The sequence below is a fragment of the Nonomuraea sp. B1E8 genome, assembly GCF_039871515.1.
Classification (GTDB): Bacteria; Actinomycetota; Actinomycetes; order Streptosporangiales; family Streptosporangiaceae; genus Nonomuraea.
This window is the reverse complement of sequence record NZ_JBDPLS010000009.1, coordinates 67,268-90,607: the sequence shown is the minus strand read 5'-3', so window position 1 is coordinate 90,607 and position 23,340 is coordinate 67,268. Positions and strand designations below refer to the sequence as shown.

Below are 23,340 nucleotides of genomic sequence, written 5' to 3'. Positions count from 1 at the left end.
GTGATACTCTTTCCGCATCATGCTAACACTTGATCAGATTCGGGCATTCGTGGCAGTCGCCGAGGAGCTCCACTTCGGCCGGGCCGCTGATCGGCTGCGCATGACCCAACCCCCGCTCAGCCGCCACATCCAGAAGCTGGAGCGGGTCGTCGGCGTGACCCTGCTGGAACGCGACAACCGGCGCGTGGTCCTTACCGACGCCGGCCGCTCCTTCCTGGACGACGCGCGGCGCATGCTCACGCTCGCCGACACCGCGGGCGACCGCGCCCGCAGGATCGCCAGCGGCGCCGCCGGCACCGTGCGGCTCGGCTTCACGGCCGTCTCGGCGATCAGCATGCTGGGCGCGCTGCTGCGGCGGCTGGCCGAGCAGCTGCCCGAGATCGACGTCATCCTGCACGAACGGGTCACCGCCGGGCAGGTCGACGGCCTGCTCCGCGGCGAGCTGGACCTGGGGCTCGCGCGCCCGCCGTTCGACATCGCCACGCTCGACTCGCGGGTCGTCTTCCGCGAGCCGCTGTGCGCCGTGCTGCCCCTCGGGCATCCGCTCGCCGCTCTCGGCCGGCCGCTCGTCCCCGACGACTTCGACGGCCTGCCGGTGATCAGCTACAACCCGGTGCAGTCGCGTTACTTCCACGAGCTCACCGTGCACTTCCTCACCAACGCCCACCCCAGGATCGAACAGCAGGTGCACCAGATCCTCACCGCGGTGCTCCTCGTGGCGGCCGGCCGCGGCGTCGCGCTGGCGCCCGCCAGCGCGCGCTCGCTCGGCGTGGACGGCGTCACCTTCTGCGAGCTGGCGCGCGGCGGCGGAGATCCGCTGGAGAGCGACGAGAACGCCACGGGCGAGCCGGTCGAGCTGCACGTGATCTGGGACCGCGACTCGACCAACCCCGCGCTCTGGCGCGTGCTCGACCTGCTGCCCGACCTGGGCGCCTCGCTCCCGGACCGGTCTTCGATGCCCTGATGGCATCGCCGGATACGAAAATGCACTTGGACAGGAATCGCTCCTGCTCTCTAGCCTGGCGGCAACAGACCTGACCTGCGGCGCACGGGGGATCCCACTGCCGCATGCAAAGCAAAGGACCGCCATGCCCAGCTTCACCCCGCAAGAGCTCGCGACCCAGCTCAAAAGCGGCCTGCTGTCCTTCCCCGTCACCCACTTCACCGAGGACCTCCAGTTCGACGAGGCACGCTACCGCGAGCACCTCGCCTGGCTGAGCAGCTTCCCCGTGGCAGGTCTGTTCACCGCCGGGGGCACCGGCGAAGGTTTCTCGCTGACCTCCGCCGAGATCGACCAGGTGGTCCGCGCGGCGGTCGACGAGGTCGGCGGCAGGCTGCCGGTCGTGGCCCCCGCCACCGGCGGCACCGCCAACGCCGTCGCGCAGGCCCAGGCCGCCGAGGCCGCGGGCGCCGACGGGCTGCTGCTCATGCCCCCCTACCTCACGGAGGCCGGTCAGGCCGGTCTGATCGAGCACGTCAGCGCGGTCTGCCGCAGCACAGGGCTCGGCGTGGTCGTCTACAGCCGCGCCAACGCCGTCCTGACCGACCGTTCCGTCGAGATCCTGGCCGACAGGAACGAGACCCTCGTCGGCTTCAAGGACGGCGTCGGCAACATCGAGAACCTCGCCCGCATCTACGCCGGCGTCGGTGACCGCCTGGCCTACATCGGCGGCCTCCCGACCGCGGAGACCTTCGCGCTGCCGCTGCTCCAGCTCGGCATGAGCACGTACTCCTCGGCCATCTTCAACTTCGTCCCGCAGTACGCGCTCGACTTCTACGCCGACGTCCGCGCCCAGGACCGGGAGGCGGTCTACCGCCGCATCAGGGAGTTCGTGGTCCCCTACCTGGACATCCGCGACCGCCAGAAGGGGTACGCCGTGTCCATCATCAAGGCCGGGCTGACCGCCGCGGGACGCCATGGCGGGCCCGTGCGGCCGCCGCTGCAGAACCTCACGGAGGACGAGCTCGCCGAGCTGACCGCCCTCGTCAACAAGATCAGCTGAGAGGGTCCCCGCCGGTGTCTCCCACCATCCGAAGCGTCGAGGTCGTCCCGGTGGCCGGGTACGACAGCATGCTGCTCAACCTCAGCGGCGCCCACGGACCGTTCTTCACCCGCAACGTCGTCATCACGACCGATTCCGACGGGCGTACGGGCCTCGGCGAGGTGCCGGGCGGCGAGGCGATCCGCCGCACCGTCGAGGAGGCGGCGGCGCTGCTGGCCGGCCAGCCCGTGGCGCGCCACCGCAGCCTGCTGCGTTCGGTGGCCGCCCGGTTCGCCGACCGGGACGCCGGAGGGCGGGGCGCGCAGACCTTCGACCTGCGCACCACGGTGCACGCGGTCACCGGGCTGGAGTCCAGCCTGCTCGACCTGCACGGCCAGCACCTCGGCGTCCCGGTGGCGGAGCTGCTCGGCGACGGGCAGCAGCGCGACCGGGTGCCGATGCTGGGCTACCTCTTCTACGTCGGCGACCCGGGCAGGACCGACCTGCCCTACCGCGTCGATGACGGCGGCGACGACGCCTGGTCGCGGCTGCGCCGCCGCGAGGCCCTGACCCCGGACGCGGTGGTCGCGCTGGCCGAGGCGGCCCAGGAGCGCTACGGGTTCGCCGACTTCAAGCTCAAGGGCGGGGTGCTGCCCGGCGCGGAGGAGATCGAGACGGTCAGGGCGCTGGCCGGCAGGTTCCCCGGAGCGCGGATCACCGTCGACCCCAACGGCGGCTGGTTGCTGGCCGACGCCGTCCGGCTGTGCGCTGGGCTCGGCGGCGTGCTCGCCTACGCCGAGGACCCGTGCGGGGCCGAAGGCCGCTTCTCCGGCCGGGAGACGATGGCGGAGTTCCGGCGTGCCACCGGCCTGCGCACCGCCACGAACATGATCGCCACCGACTGGCGGGAGATGGCGCACGCCGTACGCGCGAACGCCGTCGACATCCCGCTCGCCGACCCGCACTTCTGGACCATGTCCGGCTCCGTCAGGGTCGCCCAGCTCTGCCACGACTTCGGCCTGACCTGGGGCTCGCACTCCAACAACCACTTCGACATCTCGCTGGCGATGTTCACGCACGTCGGAGCCGCCGCCCCGGGCGAGATCACCGCCCTGGACACCCACTGGATCTGGCAGGACGGCCAGGCCCTCACCACCAGGCCGCTGCGGATCGTGGACGGCGCCGTCGACGTGCCCACCGCCCCCGGGCTCGGCGTCGAGCTCGACCGCGCGGCCCTCGCCGAGGCCCACGAGCTCTATCTCCGCCACGGGCTCGGCGCCCGCGACGACGCCGTGGCCATGCGGTATCTCGTGAAGGACTGGGTGTTCGACCCGAAACGCCCCTGCCTCGACCGCTGACCTAGTGTGGCCCCATGGGCATGGTCACGACGGTCGGGCTGGTGCTGCACCCCCAGCGCGACTCAAGGAAGGCGATCGACACCATCCTGAGCTGGGCGGCCGGCAACGACGCCACCGTGCTCGGTCTGCCCGAGGAGGTGGGCCGCATCGACTGCAGCGCCGTGCCGGTCGACGCCGACACGCTCGTCGACCGGTCCGACCTGCTGGTCGGGCTCGGCGGCGACGGCACGATGCTGCGCACGATGCGGCTGCTCGCCGGGCGGCGCACGCCCATCCTGGGGGTCAACGTGGGGCGGCTCGGATTCCTGGCGGAGATCGACGTGAGCGAACTGGCCGAGACGCTGTCGGCGATCGACGACCACCGCTACACGATCGAGCCGCGCATGGCGATCAGGAGCAAGGTCGGGGGCGCGGACGTGACCGCGTTCAACGACATCGCCCTCGTACGGATCCCCGGAGAGGGGCTGGCGAGCATCGCGGTGCGCCCGGCCGGCAGCGACTTCGTGCGTTTCGCCGCCGACGCCGTGATCGTGGCGACCTCCACCGGCTCCACCGCCTACAGCTTCTCCGCCGGCGGGCCCATCGTGTCGCCCCGCGTGGAGGCCGTGCTCGTCGTGCCCTCCGCCGCCCACTCGGCCTTCAACCGGGCCCTGGTGCTGCCGGCCGACGAGGAGGTGACGCTCCAGGTGCTGCCCACCAGCGGGCGGCTCGCGGTCGAGGTCGACGGGGCCGTGGTCGGGCACCTGTGCCCGGGTGACCACGTCACGGTCGCCGCCTGGCCGGGGGCGGCCCAGGTGGTGCGGCTGGGCACCACCTTCTACGACCGGGCCCGGCGCAAGCTGCGCGTGAACGGCAGCACCGAGGCGTACTGACCGGGCTCGGGGAGCGGGCACGCCCCGTCCCCGCGCTCGGGCGGCCCGGGCGCGGGGACGGGGACGGCCCGGCCGCTCTCAGGCGCCCGCGCGGCGGCGGTGGCGGGCCGGGCGATCGGGTGCCCGGCGGGGCGCCGCCTCCTGGGCGGGGGACGCGTCGCGGTCCTGGGACGGGTGCGGGGTGAAGAAGTCCTCCCGCGGATCCGTGGCCACGGGGCTCATCCCACGGCGCGACGCGGGCTCCTCGGGCCCCGCCGGGTGGTCCTCGGGACCGGCGCGCCGGCGCGAGGCGGTGTCCCCAGGGGCCGAGCGGCGGCGTGACGCGGGCTGCTCGGGGTTCGCCCGGTGGCGGGTGGCCGCCAGGGCGGCCAGGGCCGTGGTGATGGGGACGGCGGCGATGAGGCCGAGCGTGCCGGCCACGCTGCGGACGATCTCCTGGGCGATGACCGGCGTCGTCAGCACCTGCCCCAGAGGCTGCTCCCCGATGCTGAACAGCAGCAGCAGCGGCAGCGACGCCCCCGCGTACGCCAGGATGATGGTGTTGATCACCGAGGCGATGTGGGCCCGCCCGATGCGGCCGGCCGCCTGGTAGAGGCGGGCGAAGCCGTACGACGGGTTGGCCTGGGCCAGCTCGGCCACCGTCACCGCCTGCGTGACCGTGACGTCGTCGAGCACCCCCAGCGCGCCGATGATGATCCCGGCCAGCAGCAGCCCCTGCGTGTCGATCGACAGGCTCATGCCCAGCGTCAGCGCGCTGTCGTCGGTGATCCCGTTGAGCCGGGCGAGCCCGAGCGCCGCGTACGACAGCGCGCCCGTCAGAGCCAGGCTGGCCAGCGTGCCGAGCACGGCCATGGACGTGGGCAGTGAGAAGCCGTGCGTGAGGTAGAGCACCGTCAGCATGATCGCCGCCGCCCCGACGATGGCCACCAGCATCGGGGATCTGCCCTCCAGGATGCCGGGGATGACGAACGTCAGCAGCAGCACGAACGTGACCGCCAGCCCGATGAGCGCCGTCACCCCGCGCCAGCGGCCGAACGCGATCACCGCGACCGCGAAGGCCACGCCGAACAACCACAGCGGCGTCGCCCGGTCATGGTCGGAGATCTGGTAGGCCCCCTCGGCGTCGCGCAGCAGGATCACGCCGTCGCCCGGCGCGAAGCGCTGCGCCCCCGGGCCGCCCGGCAGGCGGAGCGTGACGTCACGGCCGGCGTCGCGCCCCTCACCGAGCTTGACCGTGGCGGTGCCGCAGGTGGCGGGGTCGGGCCGCGGCGCGCCCTCGGGGGCGGCGGGGCAACGTTTGAGCGTGACGCCGGTGACGGTGCCGGCCAGCCGCTCGACGGCCGACGGTTGCGCGCCGCTCAGCTCCGCCCGGCCGTCCGGCCAGAGCCACAGCAGGGCCGCCAGCGTGACGACGGCCACCGGCACCAGGACGGCCAGGCTCGCCATCATCGTGCGCCGCGAGCGGGGTGCGGACGCGCCGTGCCCGTGCCCGTGCCCGGCGCCCATCAGATAACGCCCATCGGGTGAAAGGTCCTCCTCGCCTGACGAACAAGGACGGTACTGCACGCGGCGGGCCTGGGTAGCTGCAACGGCATGACATGCCTGGTGGGCACCTCGGGGTGGCAGTACAAGGACTGGCGGGGCGTGCTGTATCCCCAGGGGGTGCCGCAGCGGCTCTGGCTGGAGACGTACGCGGCGGAGTTCCCCACGGTCGAGAGCAACAACGCCTTCTACCGCCTGCCCGGCCCCGAGATGTTCGCCGCCTGGCGCGACAGGACACCTCCGCGCTTCGTGATGGCCGTCAAGGCCAGCAGGTTCCTCACCCACATCAAGCGGCTGGCCGAGCCGGAGGAGCCCGTGCGGCGGCTGATGGGCGCCGCGTCGGAGCTGAAGGACAAGCTCGGGCCGATCCTGCTGCAGCTCCCGCCCACCCTCCAGGTCGATCCCGGCCGCCTCGACCGGTGCCTGGCCTGCTTCCCCGCGCACGTCAGGGTGGCCGTGGAGCCGCGCCACGACTCGTGGTGGACCCGCGAGGTGCGCGACATCCTGAGCGCCCGGGGCGCCGCGCTGTGCTGGGCGGATCGCCGCGGCCGGCCGCAGAGCCCGTTCTGGCGCACCGCGGGATGGGGGTACGTACGCCTGCACCAGGGGCGGGCCGGCATCTCGTACGGAGACGTCGCGCTGAGGACGTGGGCCGGGCGGGTGCGCGAGGCGGGCTGGCAGGACGCCTACGTCTACTTCAACAACGACCTGGGGGGAGCGGCGGTGCGGGACGCGCGACGCTTCACCGGACTCTGCTAGTGCGTACGCGTCTCTACCGGAACGGCGTCCTCGAGAACGGGAGGCGGCCCGGCCGCGCGCAGCCCGTCGTACGGCGGCCGGCAGGCCCGGCCGCGCACGTCGTTCGTGAGCCGCACCGCCACCCGCACCTGAGCGGCGCCGGACGCGGGGTACAGAGGCAGGCAGCGGCCGCCCGCGAGCAGGGTCCTGCGGCCGATCGAGGTGGTGAGCAGTGACAGCCCGTCGTACGTCGCGGGCGACGCCAGGCGCAGCACCCACAGGCCCTCGGGGGTGCGGGAGCGCGTGCCGTCGAGGGCGTAGTAGTCGAGCACGCTGTCGCTCGCCGAGACGACCGCCCGCATGGTGAACCGGCGCCCCTCGACGGTGAACACCTCCGCCGAGGGAGCCTTGTAGACCGAGTGCACGTACGCGATCGCGAAGGAACCCGCGACGACGGGCAGGCCGTTCACGGTGAGGCGCCCGGCGCCTCCGCCGCAGCCGAGCGCCGCCACCAGGGCGAGCGCCAGGAGCAGCCGGGTCAGCCCTGTTCCTTGTAGTAGCGGGCGGCGCCCGGGTGCAGCTCGACCGGCGCCACCTGCTGGCCCAGCTTGACGTCGAGCTTCTCCGCCTCGGGGTGCACGGCCGTCAGCTCGGCCTTCTTGGCGAACAGGGTCTTGGTGATGTCGTAGGCGAGTTGCTCGTCCATCGAGTCGGGCACCAGCAGCAGGTTCGCGATGCCGACGGTCTTGATGGCGCCGGACAGCTTGTAGACGGACAGGTCCACGTCGAGCGGGACGTACTGCTCCCCGTAGGTGGCACGCATCTTCTCCAGGACGTCGCTGGTGTCGAGCAGCTTCATGTCGGGCTTGCTCGTCGCCAGGTCGGTGATGCCGGCCGTGGGCAGGCCGCCGACCCAGAAGAACGCGTCGATGGTGCCGTCCTTGGCCGCCTGCACCGACTCGTTGATGGACAACTGCTGTTTGGTGATGTCGCTGTCGGGGTTGATGCCGGCCGCCTCCAGGATGCGCCTGGCCACGACCTGGGTGCCGGAGTTGGCGGGTCCGAGCGAGACGCGCTTGCCCTTCAGGTCGGCGACCTTGGTCGCCTCGACGCCGGGGGCGGCCACGACGTGGGCGTAGTTGTCGTAGATGCGGGCGATGGCCTTGATGGGCTGTTTCGCGGTGAAGGTGTCCTTGGCGTTGACCGCGTCGGCCGCGGTGTCGGCCTGGGAGAAGCCGATGTCGGCCTTGCCGCCGGCGAGGAGCTTGATGTTCTCGACCGACGCGGAGGTGACGGACGCGGTGGCCTGGGTGTCGGCGATGTTGGACGACAGCTGCTTGGCCAGGCCGCCGCCGTAGACGTAGTAGACGCCCGTCGTGCCGCCCGTGGCGATCGACAGCCGGTTGCCCGAGCCGCCGCCCGCACCCCCGCCGCAGCCCGCCACGGTCAGGACGGTCGCTGCGACTATCGCAAGAATCCGCTTCACGCTGGGTCCCTTCTCCTTCTTCTGACCAGATGCACGGCGGCGGCCACGGCCAGCACGGCCAGACCGGCGACGATGGGGACGGGCTCGAGGAACAGCAGCAGCACCGCGGCCACGGACGCCAGCACCCGCTCGAACCAGCCGGACAGGCCGCCCATCGCCACGGCCAGAGCGGCCACGGCGACGGCCGACACGGCGGCCATCAGCAGCACGGTGCCGATCGGCCCCTGCCCGAGCAGCGCCTGCCCGTTGGGCGTGAGCACGAAGGCGAACGGCACCAGGAAGGCCGGCAGCGTGTAACGCCAGGCCATCATCATCGTGCGGTACGTGTTGCCGCCGGTGATCGCGGCCGCCGCGACCGCCGACAGCGCGGTGGGCGGGCTCACCTCCGACAACACCGCGTAGTAGAAGACGAACATGTACGCCTCGGCCTGCGACACCCCGAGCGCGGTGAGCGCCGGGCCGATGATGACCGCCGCGATGATGAAGCTCGCGGTCACCGGCACGGCCAGGCCCAGCAGCATGACCGCGACGGCGGACATGAGCGTCGTCAGGATCAGGTGGCCCGCCGCGAAGTCCACGATGATCGCGCTGAGGTTGAGTCCCAGGCCGGTCTGGGTGATGACGCCGACGATGATGCCCGCCGCCGCGCACACGGCCGTCACGGGCAGCACCTCCAGCGCGCCCTTGGCCAGCGCCTGCCCGACGCGTTTCGGGCCCATCCGGTGGTGCGGGTCGAGGAACGACAGCGCGAACGCGACCGCCGTGGCGATCACCACCGCCTGGAACGCCGACCGGTCGAGCGCCATCAGCACGATGATGAGGATCAGCGAGCTGAAGTGGTAGCCGAAACGCAGCAGCAGCCGGCCCGCCCTGGGCGCGTCGACCGGCACGGCGTGGGTGCCGAAGCGGCGCGAGTCGATCTCGATGGCCAGGAAGATGCCCAGGTAGTAGAGAAGGGTCGGGATCGTCGCGTACAGCAGCACCTCGAGGTAGCCGACCCGGAGGTATTCGGCGATGATGAACGCCGCCGCGCCGAGCGTGGGCGGCGACAGGATGGCGCCGATGCCGCTCGCGGCCAGGATGCCGCCGGCCGGCTCCTTCGGGTAGCCGGCCCGCCTGAGCACCGGCCAGGCGACGCTGCCGAGGCTGACCGTGGTCGCCACGCCCGAGCCCGACACGGTGCCGAGCAGGAAGCCCGCGGTGGCGACGGTGCGCCCGGGGGCGGAGCGTGACTTGCGGAAGGCGGCGAAGCTCAGGTCGATGAAGAACCGGCTCGCGCCCGAATAGTCCAGCACGGCGCCGTAGATGGTGAACAGGATGATGTAACTCGCCGCCACCTGCATCGGGACGCCGAAGAAGCCTTCGGTGCCGGTGTAGAGCTGCGAGACGATCTGGCTGAGATCGAACCCCCGGTGACCGATGGTCCAATCGATCGGCAGATATGCCCCGTAATAGGCGTAAAGCAGGAAAATGACGCAGATGATGCTCAACGCCATGCCGACGGTCCGGCGTACCGCCTCCAGCAGCAGCACTGTCAGCGCCAGCCCGGCCACGATGTCGAGGTCCGTCAGCGCCGCGCCCGAGCCCCGGTTGCGGAAGTCGTCGAGGGCGGCCAGCGGATAGACCAGCACGGCCAGCGAGGCCGCGGCCAGCAGCCAGTCCATGACGCTCGGCCGCTCGGACCGCAGCGCACCGGCCTTGGCCTCGGACGGGCGCACGTCAGAGGCCTCGGACGGGCGCTCGCCAGGGGCCTCGGACGGGCGCTCGCCAGGGGCCTCGGACGGGCGCTCGCCGGAGGCCGTGGACGGGCGCCGCGACCGGAGCAGCTCCGTCACCCGCCGCAGGTGGTCCGGCAGGCCCGAGCGGTAGCAGACGAACACCAGCGGCAGCGCCACGGCCAGGAACGTCATCCGGTTTTGCAACGCCTCGACCGGCCGGAACACCACCACCAGCGCATAGACCGACAGCAGCCCGCCGAGGATCCACACGCCGAGCCGCAGGGCCCCCCCGAGCCGCCGCGCCGGGCGTTCCTGTTCGTGCGCGGAAACCAGGTCGGCCTCACGGTCGCTCAGCTCGGTCAAGTCGTCCTCCCGACGGGGCGCGTTGCAGGGACTTTACGAGCCGCTTACTTGATCTGGGAAGGGGCCGTTACCTTTTTGGTTTCCGCTATCCGTACAAGGGACGCGAATCGGCCGCCAACCGCTCGACGGGCACGTCACCGGCCTGGCTGCCGTCCCGCCGCCGCACCGCGACCCCGCCGTCCGCCGCCTCGCGCGGCCCCACGACCAACTGGTACGGCACCAGCCGGTGCGCCCGGATCCTGGCCCCGAGACTGCCCCGGCCCGCGGGCGCCAGCTCCGCCCGCAGCCCGGCGGCCAGGCAGCGCCGCAGCACCGACTCGGCGGCGGGCAGCTCCGCGTCGGACAGCGGCAGCACCACGGCCTGAACGGGCGCCAGCCAGGAGGGGAACGCCCCGCCGTGTATCTCGACGAGGTGCGCGACCAGGCGCTCGATCCCGCCCACGACGCTGCGGTGCACCATGACGGGCCGCTCGCCGCCGGCGTAGCTCAGGTCGAAGCGCTGCGGCTGGAAATAGTCGACCTGGACGGTGGACAGGGTGGTCTCGCGGCCGGCCGGGTCGGTGATCTGGATGTCGATCTTCGGTCCGTAGAAGGCGCCCTCGCCCCGTTCCTCGTCGTGGTCGCGCCCGCGCTCCTTCAGCACCCCGCGCAGCACCGCCTCCGCCCGCGCCCACATGGCGGGGTCGTCCACGAACTTGTCGCCCTCGCCCCGCAGCGACAGCCGGTAGCGGGCGGCCCGGATGCCGAGCTGGGCGTGCGCGGCCTCGATCAGGTCGAGCGAGGCCGACACCTCGGCGGCGGCCTGCTCGGGAGCGCAGAAGACGTGGCCGTCGTTGAGCTGGATGGCGCGCACCCTGGTCAGCCCGCCGAGCACGCCGGACAGCTCCGAGCGGTACATCCCGCCCAGCTCCGCCAGACGGAAGGGCAGGTCCCGGCGGCTGCGCCCGCGCGAGCGGTAGATGAGCGCGTGGTGCGGGCACAGGCTGGGCCGCAGCACGAACTCCTCGCCGCCCACGTTCATGGGCGGGAACATGTCGTCGGCGTAGTGCGCCCAGTGCCCCGAGCGTTCGTACAGCTCGCGCTTGCCGAGCACGGGGGAGTTGACGTGCTGGTAGCCGTTGCGACGTTCGAGCTCGTGGACGTAGTCCTCGATGGCCTTGCGCACGGCCGCGCCCGCCGGCAGCCAGCAGGGCAGGCCGGAGCCGATCAGCGGATCGGTGTCGAAGATGCCCAGCTCGCGGCCGAGTTTGCGGTGGTCGTTCATGATCGTCCTTTGCGTGGAAAGGGCGAACGACCGCGTTCCCGGGCGTTCGCCCGGGAAGCATGGAATCAGCGCGCCGGGACGAGGTCCGGCGTCGTCGTGACGAGAGCGCGCTGCATGCGACGACCATAACATCCGGCGCGCCTCGGGGATGTGGGTGAAGAAAACCTTCACGAGACTCCCAAGGAATGGCAAATGATATAAAGAGCCCGTGGCCGAGATCACCCTGGACGTTCGCCAGCTGCAGGTGTTCGCCGAGGTCGGCTACCAGGTCGCGGGCGGTGGCGGCGCGTGCGCCGCGATGGCGGCGCTGCGCCGCGTGGTCCCGCTCGACGCCTACGAGTTCGTCGCGTTCGACCCCGCCACCGGGCGGCACCAGAGCGTCGTGTCCGACGGGCACCCGCGCATCGACCGCGACGCGGCGGAGGAGTACGCCGGGCTGGAGGCCTACCGCAGGGCGCTGGCCACCAGAGCGCCGGTCGGCATGCCCGAGCCGGGCACCGAGCGCTATTTCCGGCGCCATCTGGCCCCCTACGGGTGGCGGGCCGGGCTGACCGCGCCGCTGTTCCTCGGCGGCGGCCGCTACACCGGGCTGCTGCACCTGGTCACCCGTGGCGACTTCCCGCGCCGTACGAAAGCGCTCGTGGCCGCCGTGAGCCCCATGCTGGCCCACGTCACCGACCTGACCCGGTGCGTGATCGACCCGGTGGGGCTGCCGGCCGACTTCCGCGCGGTCGCCTTCGACCGGCTCGGCGCCCGGCGCGAGGTGCCGGGGCGCGAGATCTCGCCCGCGCTGCGGGACGACCCGGCGATGGCCGCCTTCGCCCGCGCGTTCATCGACTCGCGCGAGCTGAGCAGGCACGGGCTCTGGCTCGACGGCGCCGGCGGATGGCACGAGCTGCGGCTGCTCAGGGCGGGCGTCGGGTTCCAGGGCGCGCTGCAGGGCGCCGTCGCCGCCGAGCGCCCGTGCCCGCTGCCCTACGACCTCACGGGCCGGGAGGTGGACGTGCTCACCAGGGTGGCCGCGGGCGACTCCAACCCGCAGATCGCCGCCGCGCTCGTGCTCAGCGTCCGCACGGTCACCACCCACCTGGAGCACATCTTCGCCAAGCTGGGCTGCGACAGCCGCACCCGCCTGACCACCAAGGCCCTCGCCGAGGGCCTGTGCCGCCTCGACGTGCGGGGTGCGTCCGGGCAGTAAAGGAGTGGCAACCGCCCTGAGGGCCGTGGAAGGGTGATCGCCGTGCAGGATGACGTCCACCGCTACAACGAGAAACGCTGGGAAGCCCTGGTGCGGGCGGATGCCGTGTTCACCCGCCCCATGCTCGGCCTGGACGCGGAGAAGGCCCGCGACTACCTGGGCCTGGAGAGGCTGGGCCTTCCCGGCGACCTGGCGGGCAGGAAGGTGCTCTGCCTGGCGGGGGGAGGCGGGCAGCAGTCCGCGGCCTTCGCCCTGCTCGGAGCGGACGTGACGGTGCTCGACATCTCGCCGGGTCAGCTCGCGCGTGACCGCTCGGCCGCCGAGCACCACGGCGTCGGCGTCCGCACCGTCCAAGGGGACATGCGGGATCTGTCGGCCTTCGGCGGCTCCTCGTTCGACCTGGTCTGGCATCCGTACTCGCTGACGTTCGTCCCCGACTCCCGGATCGTCTTCCGCGAGGTCGCGAGAGTCGTCGCGACGGGCGGCCACTACTACCTGATGTGCGCCAACCCGTTCTTCTCCGGGCTCACGCACGAGTCGTGGAACGGGGAGGGCTACACGCTCCGGCAGCCCTACGCCGACGGGGCCATGACGTCCTATCCCGACCAGGACTGGGTCTACGACCGCACACCCTCGGGCCGCGTCGTCCGCGAACCCAGGGAGTACACGCAGACGCTGGGCCGGATCGTCAACAGCCTGACCAGGGAGGGCTTCGTGCTGAGGCTGCTCTCCGAGGTCCGCGGTGACGCCCGCGACGCCGAACCGGGGAGCTGGCAGCACTTCATGACGGTGGCGCCGCCCTGGCTGGAATTCGTCTGGCACTACCGCCCCGGCGTCCCGGGAAGCCGGGGGACCGTTCCAAAAGCCTAGACGGCCAGCCCCGCGGCCACGCGAGCCTGGAGCAGCTCGAACCAGACGGTCGTCGACCCGGCCTCGCGGGTGAAACCCCAGCGGTGGCTGAGCGCCTCGATCAACGGCAGGCCCCGGCCGCTGGTCGCCTGCGCACTCGTACGGCACACGCAGGGAGGCCCATCCGACCCGGCGTCCGCCACGAACACCCGCACCAGCGTGTCCGAGCGCGTCACGGTCACCGTGAACGACCCCCCGGCGCCGGACCGGCTGTGCAGCACCGCGTTCGTGGCCAGCTCGCTGGTCAGCAGCACGACGTCGTCGTGGAGGGGATGATCGCGGCCGAGCGCGTCCGTCACGAGGCTCCTGGCCCTGGAGACCTGGGAGGGGCTTCCCGGCAGCCGGGCCACGAGATCGTGGCCGGCGGGCGGATCGCTCTCCTCGGTCCCATCGACGCGGTGCGAGTCCGGCGGTGCCACGGCGACCTCCCCCAAATCCGGTGACTTTATGAGACGCGCCAGAGGGGTGCTGGAGATTATCGCGAAAAGGTAGGAATGGGCTTTCCCAAGGTCGCCTGCGCTGCCTCCGGCGGCGACCGAGTACGCTGCGATCGACGAGTCGTCCGGACCACGGGGGAGCGCAGCGTGCGAGGAGGTGGCGTGAACAGCCTGGATGCCGTCTGGGTGCGGCCGTACGACCGGCCGGGTGCGGCGGTCGTGACCGGCGTCTTCGACATCCTGCACGTGGGCCATGTGCGCTATCTGGGAGCGGTGGCCGAGCGCGGGCTGCCGCTGGTCGTCGGCGTCGAGGACGATCCGCGGGTGCGGGCGTGGAAGGGTCCCAGCAGGCCGCTCAACCCGGCGGCGGAACGCGCCGAGGTGCTGGCCGCGCTCCGCTTCGTGACCGGGGTGTTCATCGTGACGGGGCCGCCCGAGGCGCACGGGCCTGAGGACTACATCGACCTGCTCGCCCCGATGCGGCCGGGCGCGCTCGCGCACACGGCGGGCGACCCGCACGCGGGCGCGCGGGCCGCCGCCGCGGCGATCCTGGGCGCGGAGTGCTGGGAGATGGACGCCATCCCCGGCCGCTCGACCACCCGCATCGTGAACGCGGCGGGAAAGGGCTGACCCCGCCCCTGGCGCCCAGCCGGGCATGGCGCGCGGGCCGGCCGGCGGGCATGTCGCCGGGGCCGCGCGCCATGATCGCGTAATCTTGGCTGTCATGACGGGTGACCTCGTGGCGAGACAGGTGACCAACCTGCTGGCACCGCAGGTGCTGGTCATCGTCATGCCGCCACTCGTGGGCCTGCTCGCGCAGGGCTGGAGCGGGGCGGCGTGGGGCCTGGTCGCCTCGGCGTTCTGCGGGGGAGTGCCGGCTGCGGTGATCGCGGTCGGCGTGCGCTCGGGGCGGCTCGACTCGCACCACATCGTCGACCGCGCCCGTCGCACGCGCCCGCTGCTGGCCGCGGTGGCGGCGGTGCTGGTGGCGCTGGCGCTGCTGGTCCTCATGGGTGCGCCGAGGCTGCTCGTCGCCACCGTGACCGCGATGCTGGCCGCGCTGGCGGTGACCGTGCCGATCACGCTGCGCTGGAAGATCTCCTTCCACGCCGCCGTCTGCGCGGGCACGGTGGTGGTGTTCGCGCACGTGCTGCCCTCCTGGCCGGCTGCGGTCGCCGGCGCGGCCGTGGTGGCGCTGGTGTGCTGGGCCAGGGTGCGCCTGACGCACCACACCTGGCCGCAGGTGGTGGCGGGCACGGCGGTGGGTGCCCTGGTGACGTGGGCCACGCTGGCCGCGTTCGGCCTGAGCTGATCACTGGGCTGATCACTGAGCTGATCACTGGGCTGATCGCGGAATAGCGGGGTGCCCGCGGCGGTTGCCGCGAGCATGGATGCCACGAAACGCGGCCGGGTACGCGTCGAGCGCACGGCCAAACGGGTGCGGACCTACCTCGGCGGCCGGGTGGTGGCCGACACCGCCTCCGCCCTGCTGGTGTGGGAGGTCCCCTACTATCCGGCCTACTACTTCCCGCTGGCGGACGTCGACGCGTCGGCGCTCAAGCCGGCCGGCACGGCCGAGCACTCGCCGAGCAGGGGCGACGGCCTGGTGCACACGGTCACCGCGGGCGCCAAGGAGGCCCCCGGCGCGGCGCTGGTCTACCAGGACTCTCCACTGGAGGAGATCCGCGGCCACGTGCGCTTCGAGTGGGACGCCATGGACGCCTGGTTCGAGGAGGACGAGGAGGTCTTCTTCCACCCGCGCGACCCGTACACCCGGGTGGACATCCTGCCGAGCTCGCGGCACGTGCGCGTCGAGGTGGACGGGGTGACCGTGGCCGACTCCCGCAGCCCGCACATCCTCTTCGAGACGGGGCTGCCGGCCCGCTACTACCTTCCGAAACCGGACGTCCGGCTCGACCTGCTGGAACCCACCGCCACGATCACGCACTGCCCGTACAAAGGCACGGCCGAATACTGGTCGGTCAACGGCAAGGAGGACCTCGCCTGGTCCTACCGGACACCGCTGCCCGAGAGCGAGCGGGTCGCCGGGCTGATCGCCTTCTACGACGAGAAGCTCGACATCTACCTCGACGGGGAGCTGCAGGAGCGTCCCAAGACCAAGTTCGGCTGACGTGACCGTGCGGCGAGCACGGCGCCGCCTGAGCTCGGGAGGCGGCGCCGGCGGCTCAGGCGATCAGGCGGGCGAGCACCCGGGTGCCGAACTCCAGCCCCTCCACCGGCACCCGCTCGTCCTTGCCGTGGAACATCCCGAAATAGTCGAGGTCGGGCCGGAGCATGAGCGGCGCGAAGCCGTACCCCTTGATGCCGATCCGCGCGAACGACTTCGCGTCCGTGCCGCCGGCCATCACGTACGGCACCGGCCGCGCGAGCGGGTCCTCGGCCACGAGCGAGCCCGCCAGCTCGTCGAAGAACGCCGACGGGTACGGCGCGGCGGGCGCGTCCTCCAGGTTGACGAACTCGCGGGTGATCTTCGGGCCGAGCAGCGCGTCGATCGTCTCCAGGAACTCCTCGCGCAGGCCCGGCAGGTAACGCCCGTCCACGTGCGCCCCGGCGGTCGAGGGCACCACGTTGACCTTGTAGCCGGCGTCCAGCATCGTCGGGTTCGCGGAGTTGCGGATCTGGCCCTTGAACAGGCTGCCCAGCGGCCCCAGCCGGGCTGCCTCCTCGTCCAGGCGGTCGAGGTCGATGCGCTGCCCGGTGATCTCCGACAGGTGCTCGATGAGCGCCGCGACCGGCGGCGTCAGGCGTACCGGCCACCGGTGGGAGGCCACCCGCGACAGGGCGTGCGCGAGCGTCGCGACGGGGTTGTCCACGGCTGGCTTGGAGCCGTGGCCGGCCACGCCGCGCGCGGTGAGCCGCATCCAGGCGGTGCCGCGCTCGCCGACCGCGATCGGGTAGACCCGGTGCTCGCCGGAGGCCACGCTGAAGCCGCCCGACTCGCTGATCGCCTCCGTGACGCCGTCGAACAGCTCGCGGTGCTCGGTGACGGCGTGCCGCGAGCCGAAGTCGCCCGTCGCCTCCTCGTCGGCGAGGAAGGCCAGCACCAGATCGCGCTTCGGGCGCACTCCCCGCGCGGCCAGGTCGAGCACGGTCGCGAGGGTCATCGCGCACGAGCCCTTCATGTCGACCGCGCCCCGGCCGTACACGCAGTCGTCCACGATCTCCCCGGAGAACGGGTGCATCCGCCACTCGGCCGGGTCGGCGGGCACGACGTCGAGGTGGCCGTGGATGAGCAGCGCGTCGGGGGAGTCGCCGTCGATCCTGGCCACGACGGTGGTCCGCTTCGGCGCCGACTCGAACACCACGGGTTCGAGCCCGGCGTCGGCCAGCAGCGTGGCGACGTACTCGGCGGCGGGCCGTTCGCCCGAGCCCGGGTTGGTGGTGTCGAACCTGATCAGATCCGAGCAGATCTCGGCAACGTTCTTCATGCTCTCCCCTTAAGCGTCAACGGCGGCACCTCGGGCGTCTCCAGGTCGAAGATCAGCCCGTAGAAGGCCAGCTCGGCCTCCAGCACCGCGACAATGGTCTCTTCCCTGCGCCAGCCGTGCTGCTCGCCGGGGAACGTCAGCAGGGCCCACGCCTTGCCGTGCCGGTCCAGCTCGGCGGTGAACCGCTCCGCCTGCCCGACGTCCACGATCGCGTCCTCCAGGCCGTGCAACATCAGGCACGGGCCCGACGCGCGGGCGGCGTTCAGCAGCGGCGAACGCTCGGTGTAGCGCTGCCGCGTCTCGGGCAGCGGCCCCACCAGGCCGTCCAGGTAGCGGGACTCGAAGTCGTGCGTCTCCGCGGCCCAGCTCTCCGGATCGGTGATCGCGTAGTGCGCGACCCCGCCCGCGAACACGTCGCTGTGGACGAGCGCCGCCACCGTGGTCCAGCCCCCGGCGCTGCCGCCGCGCACGGCGATCCGCGACGCGTCGGCCCGGCCCAGCTCCACCAGGCCGCGGGCCACCTTGGCGCAGTCCTGCACGTCGACCACGCCCCACTGGTGGCGCAGCCGCTCCCGGTAGGCCCTGCCGTAGCCGGTCGAGCCGCCGTAGTTCACCACGGCCACGCCGATGCCCCTGCTGGTGAAGTAGGCGATCTCCAGGTCGAGCACGATCGGCAGGTGCCCGGTCGGGCCCCCGTGCACGAAGATCACGTACGGGCTCGGGCCGGTGGCCCCCGACGGCGGGTAGAGGTGCGCGTGCACGCCCTCGATCGTCTTCGCCTCCGGCGTGGGCAGCAGGTCCCCGTCGGGCAGCGGCTTGGGCGCCGACACGATCTCGTACGCGCCGTCGAGGCCGACCAGCGCCACCTCCAGCGGCGTGTACGGCGTCGCGCGCACCGCCGCGACCTGGCCGCCCGCCACCGACACGGTCGAGGACCAGTGGGTGGCCGCGCCGCCGATCTCGCGCAGGTCGCCCGTCTCCGGGTCCAGCACGCCCAGGCGGCGGCGGTCGGCGGTGCCGTACACGACGACCAGGTCACCGTCCTCCGCGAGCGCCAGGTAGGTCATGCCCGGCTTCCACGCCGCGCCGCCGAATTCCAGCTCCATCGGCGTGAGGTTGCGGCCAGGCCCGCCGCCTGCGGGCACGAGGTGCACGTTCCACCAGCCGGTGGGGTCGGTGACCGCGTACAGGGCGGTGTCGTCGCGCCACTCGGCCTGGGCGACCGACTCGCGCGGGCCGCCCGCCACCACCCGGTGAGGGCCGGCCGTGCCGTCCGCGCGCAGGTCGGCCACGCAGAGCTCGGTGCCGTCCCAGGGCATGTTGGGGTGGTCCCAGCCGATCCATGCGACCTGGCGGCCGTTGGGTGAAATCCGAGGATTCATCAGGAAATGGTGGGCTTTGACGATGACGCTGGTCCGGCCGCCGTCCAGCGGCACCGCCACCAGGTCCCGCACGTTGTCCGTCTCCCTGACCGCCCACACCTCCTCACGTCCCGGGGGCAGGTACAGGTCCGCGTAGCGGTACGTACCCACGGGAGTGATCGCCACCGGGTCCCCACCCGGGTCGAGGCGGTAGAGGCGCTGGTCGGCCCAGTTGGTGAAGACGAGCCCGCCGCCGGGCAGCGGGCGCCAGGAGCGGCCTCCGTACTCGACCACCCGGTTGCGCGCGTTCCAGCCGGGCGGCAGGACGTCCACGCGGGAGCCGTCCGGCAGGCGGCGCACCACGCAGCGCCGGCCGCCCTCGTGCGGGCGGGGCTCGTCCCACCAGACCTCGGTGCCTGAGGGCGTGGCCACCGCCTCCACCCACTGAGGGCCGCCGTCGGTACGGGCCACATCGATCGGACGAATACTCATTTATTCACCAATTACCATTCATGCAGGGAGGAAGGGGATGCTCGGGTGGGTGGAGGATGTACACGATGCCGCCGCTACCGCCGCCGCTGCCTGGGCTCCTGAGCCACACGCGCTCGAACGCGGCCCGCGGATAGACCCGGCGGACCTCGGCCTCGGCCGGCGCGGCAGGGTCGTTCACGACGACGTCGCCCCCGGCGGTGAAACCCGTCACGACCATGATGTGCCCGTTCGTGGAGTAGCCGGAGCCGGGCAGCTCGTGCGCCTTGAACGACTGGGACGTGATCACGGGGATCCCGGCCCGTACGAACCGCTCCAGCTCCGCCGCCGACCGCAGCCGCGTCACGAAGCCGGCCAGCCCGTACCGGCCCGCGTACGCGACGTTGAACGGCCAGTTGCCGGTGCCCTGGTAGCTCTCGTCGTACACGCCCATGGCCGCGTGGTCCACCGTCGGCGCGGGGTCGTCCGCCCCGACCCAGGCCAGCTCGCCGGGGCCGGGGCCGCGGCCCCAGAAGCCGAGCACCATGGCCACCGAGGCGGGGCTGCACCAGTTGGCGCCGCCGCCGTCCCAGCGCGGGTGGTGCCCGGCGTGCGCGTACTGCGAGTGCCGGGGCACCGCCAGTTCGACGGCCCCTGCCCCGCCGCCGGTCCCCGGCTCGCCCGGCCCGGTGTCCGCGCCCGGCCCGGCGGCGTCCACCGCGCCGGTGTCAGTGCCCGGCCCGGCGGCGTCCACCGCGCCGGTGTCAGTGCCCGGCCCGGCGGCGGTGGCCGGGGGGAGCGGGTGCTGGGGCAGGGCCGAGGCCATCACGCCCAGGCCGGTGACGCGGGCGCCCTCGCCGTGCCGGGTGACGCGCAGCTGGCAGGACACGACGGGACGCCTGGCGACGAACGTGTCCACCGCCACGTCGCCGTCCCCGTCGCCCTGGCCGGGCACCGAGGTGCGCGGATCGCCGTGCTCGGACCAGCGGCCCATGACGTACCACTTGGTGCGGGCGCCGGACTCCGTCGTGGCGCGCAGCGCGATCTCGATCCACGTGCCCGGCGGGGTGCGAGCGGTCCACGAGGGCACGAGCTGCGTGGCGGCGAAACCGATCGGGTGCTCCTCACCGATCCAGATGCGCGGCCCCGCGTCGGCTCCCCTGCCGGGCCCTACGTCGGGCCCCGTGCCGGGCCCTGTGCCGGGCCCTGCGTCGGGCATCGTGCCGGGCCCTGCGGCGGGCATCGTGTCGGGCATCGTGAAGCGGGTGAAGGCCACGGGGGGCGGGTCGACGGTGAGCACCACCCATATTGTGGTTTCGCACTCCATGTCGCACATCGGATGGTTTACGTACCCGCCCGGCCCTCCACGACGGGCGGAACCGTGCCGGGGCCGGGGACGCCGCGCACCTGCCTGTCCTGAGCGGGTGCGCGGGCCCGGCGGTCAGAGGTAGAGGCCCGTGGAGTCGTTGCCGGAGGAGTGGGGGAGCTCGCGGCCGGCGCGGAGCGCGTACAGCTCCGCGAGCGTCGCCCCCGACGGGCCCACGCCCTGCGGCGTGCCGAGCCACGCGATCGCTTCGTCCCTGCTCAGCGGCCCCACCTCGAGCTGCGCCAGGCAGCGGCCCGGGCGTACGACGGCAGGGTGGAGGCGGGCGAGGTCTTCGTTCGTGGTGATCGCCACCAGCACGTCGCGGCCCTGGCCGAGCAGGCCGTCCGTCAGGTTGAGCAGGCGCGACAGACCCTGACCCGCCTGGGCCTTGGCGCCGGCGCTGATCAGCTCGTCGCAGTCTTCCAGGACGAGCAGCCGCCAGCGCTGGGCGTCATCGTCGGTGTCGTAGCCGACCGCCACCTCCATCAGGTAGCCCGGCTCGTTGAACAGCCGCTCGGGGTCGAGCACGCAGTCGACCTGGCACCAGTCGTGCCACTGCCTGGCCAGCGTGCGCAGCAGCGTGGTCTTGCCGGTGCCCGGCTGGCCGTGCAGGAGGATGAGCCGGCCGTTCACGTCGGAGGGCGTGACGGACATCAGCTTGCCGAGGGACGCGCGCACCTTGCCGGAGTAGTTGGCGCTGATCTCGTGCCACGGCTGCGCCGTGATCGGCCGCTCCGAGCGGGTGCCGCCGTGCGTGCCGCGCCACCAGAAGCCCATCTCGACGTGGTCGACGTCCGGCATGGCCTCTTCGGCGCCGTCGATCGTCTCGTGGAGCACCGACTTGGCCAGTTCCTCGCTCACCGCCGTCACGCTGACCGTGGCGGTGCGGTCGCGGTGGCGCACGACGCGCAGGGTCCAGCCGTCGCCGCCGATGAGCCGCGACTCCGGGCCGTCCTCGACCCGCGCCGTGCGCAGCACGCGGCCTTCGGCGGGGCTGAGCGTGGCCTCAGGGCGTACGCGCTCCAGGTTGGCCAGCCGGGACCAGGGCTGCGCGCCCGTCGCGAACGGCGACAGCGCCAGGGCGTCGATGAGGTCGATGGCGGAGTCGGCGTCGTCGACGCAGATGTTCATCGGCAGCCCTGCCGCGTCGGGGCTGGGGAACGGCACCTCCCTGATCACTGACATATCGGTAATGATCTCCGCAGGGTCGTCGGATGTCGAAGGGTTTCGGGGAGGAGAAGTGGTCATTCCTTGTTGAGGGTACCCGTCTGGGAGATGAGATCGAGGCCGGGGACGTCGCGCCAGGTATAGGTGAGCGAGCCGCCCTCCAACGCCAGCACGATGGTGCCGGGGACGCAACCGCCCTCGTTCTGGCCCAGGGCGAAGGTCAGCCGGGTCTCCTCCACCTTGGTCAGGGTGATGGTGCCGCTGCAGTCGTCGTCGCCGTCGCGTTCCCGCCACTTGGCCGTGGACTCGCCCTCCTCCAGCTCCACCGTGTTCTCGTTGTCGTCGGGGTCCATCGGGTTGGTGCTGGTCGTACGGCCCGTCCAGACGCCCTCGAAGCGGGCCGGGATCCGCAGGCCCGCACGGGGCGACGGCTCGGACCCGGTGGGTGTCGCGCCGGCGGACGCGGTGCTGGATCCGGCGGGCGACGGGCTGTCCGACGGGCTGTCCGACGGGCCGCCCGGCGACGACGTTGGAGGGGTGGCCGTGGGCGAGCCGTCGCCCCCCGCGAGCGGAGGGCGTACGAGCAGGACCGTGGTGGTGGCCGCGGCGGCGGCGACCACGACCGCCGTCGCGCCGATCAGCAGGCCACGTGTGCGGCGGCGCCGCGCCTCACGCGTGACCCCCCCGCTGCCGGGCGGCCCCGTGGGGCCGGTGCGGCCGGCATGCGGTGACGGGCCGGTGGAAGGCGCAGCGGGGTTCGCGGGGCCGGTGTGCGGTGACGGGCCGGTGGAAGGCGATCCCGGGCCCGCGAGCGGTCCGGCCGGGCGGCCGGGGTTGACCAGGGACACCATGAGCTGCTGCGCCGACGGACGGTGCGCGGGGTCCTTCGACAGGCAGGACGCGATCAGCCCGCGCAGGCGCGGCGGCAGCGGCGACAGGTCCGGCTCGGTGTGCAGCACCCGGTGCAGCACGGCGGGGACGGTGCCGGCCCCGAACGGGCTCGTGCCCGTGGCCGCGTACAGCATGGAGGCGGCCCACGCGAAGACGTCGGAGGCCGGAGCCGCGGGAGTGCCGTTGATCTGCTCGGGCGCCAGGTAGGCGGGCGTGCCGATCAGGCCGGAGGTCATGGTCGCCGCCCCCTCCGCCCTGGCGATGCCGAAGTCGACCACCCTGGGCCCGTCGGGGCCGAGCAGAACGTTGGACGGCTTGAAGTCGCGGTGCACGATCCCGGCCGCGTGGATGGCGGCCAGCGCCGTGGCCGTGCCCACCACCAGGCGCTCCAGATCGCCGCCGCGCAGCGGGCCGCGCTCGCGCACCCGGTCGGACAGCGAGGGGCCTTCCACGTATTCGCTCACCACGTACGGCCGTGGCCCGCCGGTGGAGACATCGAGCACCCGGGCCGTGCAGAAGGAGGCGATGCCCGCCAGCGCGTCGAGCTCCCGCGCGAGCCTGGCCCTGGTCTCGCTGTCGCCGGTGCCGAGCAGCTTGACCGCGACCTGTTCGCCGGAGGGGGAGCGGGCGAGGTAGACCACTCCCTGCCCGCCCTCGCCGAGCCTGCCGTCCAGGCGGTAATCGCCCAGTGACGCCGGGTCGTCTGGTGTCAGGGGGGTCACCATGGGCGATACGTTACCGTCGTCACGCACGCGACAAAGATCCCATCGC

Annotated in this window: 21 protein-coding genes; 10 read left to right on the top strand and 11 right to left on the bottom strand. The window is 72.7% G+C overall.

Annotation, left to right across the window (positions count from 1 at the left end; translation table 11 throughout):
* The first annotated feature begins 19 nt into the window (after positions 1-19).
* From ABGA98_RS27885 to ABGA98_RS27870, 4 genes are all read left to right on the top strand, one after another.
* Positions 20-964, top strand: a complete 945-nt coding sequence (locus tag ABGA98_RS27885) for a LysR family transcriptional regulator (RefSeq protein ID WP_347621376.1) — start codon at positions 20-22, stop codon at positions 962-964.
* A gap of 124 nt (positions 965-1,088) precedes the next feature.
* Complete coding sequence (gene kdgD, locus ABGA98_RS27880) at positions 1,089-2,003, top strand: 5-dehydro-4-deoxyglucarate dehydratase (protein ID WP_347621375.1); 915 nt, start codon at positions 1,089-1,091, stop codon at positions 2,001-2,003.
* Between the two features lie 14 nt (positions 2,004-2,017).
* Positions 2,018-3,340, top strand: a complete 1,323-nt coding sequence (locus ABGA98_RS27875) for an enolase C-terminal domain-like protein (RefSeq protein WP_347621374.1) — start codon at positions 2,018-2,020, stop codon at positions 3,338-3,340.
* A gap of 14 nt (positions 3,341-3,354) precedes the next feature.
* On the top strand, positions 3,355-4,212 hold the full coding sequence (locus tag ABGA98_RS27870) for an NAD(+)/NADH kinase (RefSeq protein WP_347621373.1): 858 nt from the start codon (positions 3,355-3,357) through the stop codon (positions 4,210-4,212).
* A 78-nt stretch (positions 4,213-4,290) separates the two neighbouring features.
* On the opposite strand, the gene ABGA98_RS27865 is transcribed toward ABGA98_RS27870, so the two are convergent.
* Positions 4,291-5,718 (bottom strand): YibE/F family protein, encoded by a 1,428-nt coding sequence (locus tag ABGA98_RS27865; RefSeq protein ID WP_347621372.1) that lies wholly within the window; start codon positions 5,716-5,718, stop codon positions 4,291-4,293.
* Between the two features lie 87 nt (positions 5,719-5,805).
* Here ABGA98_RS27865 and ABGA98_RS27860 point away from each other — a divergent pair, with 87 nt between their 5' ends.
* Positions 5,806-6,513: a DUF72 domain-containing protein gene (locus ABGA98_RS27860; RefSeq protein WP_347621371.1), complete on the top strand. Its 708-nt coding sequence runs from the start codon at positions 5,806-5,808 to the stop codon at positions 6,511-6,513.
* Here the strand turns inward: ABGA98_RS27860 and ABGA98_RS27855 are convergent.
* The 4 genes from ABGA98_RS27855 to thrS form a co-directional block, all read right to left on the bottom strand.
* Positions 6,510-7,004, bottom strand: a complete 495-nt coding sequence (locus tag ABGA98_RS27855; protein ID WP_347621370.1) for a DUF1850 domain-containing protein — start codon at positions 7,002-7,004, stop codon at positions 6,510-6,512. The two genes, ABGA98_RS27860 and ABGA98_RS27855, sit on opposite strands and share 4 nt — an antisense overlap.
* Positions 7,005-7,030: 26 nt before the next feature.
* A complete protein-coding gene (locus tag ABGA98_RS27850; RefSeq protein WP_347621369.1) occupies positions 7,031-7,978 on the bottom strand; it encodes a TAXI family TRAP transporter solute-binding subunit in 948 nt (315 codons plus the stop codon).
* Positions 7,975-10,059, bottom strand: coding sequence for a TRAP transporter fused permease subunit (locus ABGA98_RS27845; protein ID WP_347621368.1), 2,085 nt, complete (start codon positions 10,057-10,059; stop codon positions 7,975-7,977). The genes ABGA98_RS27850 and ABGA98_RS27845 overlap by 4 nt, the downstream gene beginning before the upstream one ends.
* 85 nt (positions 10,060-10,144) lie before the next feature.
* A complete protein-coding gene (thrS, locus tag ABGA98_RS27840) occupies positions 10,145-11,455 on the bottom strand; it encodes a threonine--tRNA ligase (RefSeq protein ID WP_347621650.1) in 1,311 nt (436 codons plus the stop codon).
* Positions 11,456-11,531: 76 nt separating this feature from the next.
* On the opposite strand from thrS, the gene ABGA98_RS27835 reads away from it, so the two are divergent.
* Positions 11,532-12,521 (top strand): LuxR C-terminal-related transcriptional regulator, encoded by a 990-nt coding sequence (locus tag ABGA98_RS27835; RefSeq protein ID WP_347621367.1) that lies wholly within the window; start codon positions 11,532-11,534, stop codon positions 12,519-12,521.
* Positions 12,522-12,563: 42 nt separating this feature from the next.
* Positions 12,564-13,391 carry a methyltransferase domain-containing protein gene (locus ABGA98_RS27830; protein WP_347621366.1) on the top strand — a complete coding sequence of 276 codons (828 nt, stop codon included), beginning with the start codon at positions 12,564-12,566 and terminating at the stop codon, positions 13,389-13,391.
* Here the strand turns inward: ABGA98_RS27830 and ABGA98_RS27825 are convergent.
* The gene (locus ABGA98_RS27825; RefSeq protein WP_347621365.1) at positions 13,388-13,849 is read right to left on the bottom strand and encodes an ATP-binding protein; all 462 of its coding nucleotides are present in this window, start codon (positions 13,847-13,849) and stop codon (positions 13,388-13,390) included. The two genes, ABGA98_RS27830 and ABGA98_RS27825, sit on opposite strands and share 4 nt — an antisense overlap.
* Before the next feature lie 180 nt (positions 13,850-14,029).
* On the opposite strand from ABGA98_RS27825, the gene ABGA98_RS27820 reads away from it, so the two are divergent.
* The 3 genes from ABGA98_RS27820 (at position 14,030) to ABGA98_RS27810 (ending at position 15,998) form a co-directional block, all read left to right on the top strand.
* Entirely contained in the window at positions 14,030-14,497 is a 468-nt protein-coding gene (locus tag ABGA98_RS27820) for an adenylyltransferase/cytidyltransferase family protein (RefSeq protein WP_347621364.1), read from the top strand.
* Between the two features lie 94 nt (positions 14,498-14,591).
* On the top strand, positions 14,592-15,179 hold the full coding sequence (locus tag ABGA98_RS27815; protein ID WP_347621363.1) for a hypothetical protein: 588 nt from the start codon (positions 14,592-14,594) through the stop codon (positions 15,177-15,179).
* Between the two features lie 75 nt (positions 15,180-15,254).
* Positions 15,255-15,998, top strand: a complete 744-nt coding sequence (locus tag ABGA98_RS27810; protein ID WP_347621362.1) for a DUF427 domain-containing protein — start codon at positions 15,255-15,257, stop codon at positions 15,996-15,998.
* Positions 15,999-16,053: 55 nt separating this feature from the next.
* Here ABGA98_RS27810 and ABGA98_RS27805 read toward each other — a convergent pair whose 3' ends face one another.
* The 5 genes from ABGA98_RS27805 to ABGA98_RS27785 all read right to left on the bottom strand — a co-directional run bounded on the left by ABGA98_RS27805 (position 16,054) and on the right by ABGA98_RS27785 (position 23,294).
* The gene (locus tag ABGA98_RS27805; RefSeq protein ID WP_347621361.1) at positions 16,054-17,316 is read right to left on the bottom strand and encodes a M20/M25/M40 family metallo-hydrolase; all 1,263 of its coding nucleotides are present in this window, start codon (positions 17,314-17,316) and stop codon (positions 16,054-16,056) included.
* Positions 17,313-19,169, bottom strand: coding sequence for a prolyl oligopeptidase family serine peptidase (locus ABGA98_RS27800; RefSeq protein ID WP_347621360.1), 1,857 nt, complete (start codon positions 19,167-19,169; stop codon positions 17,313-17,315). Before ABGA98_RS27800 ends, ABGA98_RS27805 begins: the two co-directional genes overlap by 4 nt.
* A gap of 4 nt (positions 19,170-19,173) precedes the next feature.
* Positions 19,174-20,472, bottom strand: coding sequence for a C39 family peptidase (locus ABGA98_RS27795; RefSeq protein ID WP_347621359.1), 1,299 nt, complete (start codon positions 20,470-20,472; stop codon positions 19,174-19,176).
* 114 nt (positions 20,473-20,586) lie between these two features.
* On the bottom strand, positions 20,587-21,696 hold the full coding sequence (locus ABGA98_RS27790; protein ID WP_347621358.1) for a DUF5925 domain-containing protein: 1,110 nt from the start codon (positions 21,694-21,696) through the stop codon (positions 20,587-20,589).
* Positions 21,697-21,755: 59 nt separating this feature from the next.
* Positions 21,756-23,294, bottom strand: a complete 1,539-nt coding sequence (locus ABGA98_RS27785; RefSeq protein ID WP_347621357.1) for a serine/threonine-protein kinase — start codon at positions 23,292-23,294, stop codon at positions 21,756-21,758.
* Between the last annotated feature and the right edge of the window lie 46 nt (positions 23,295-23,340).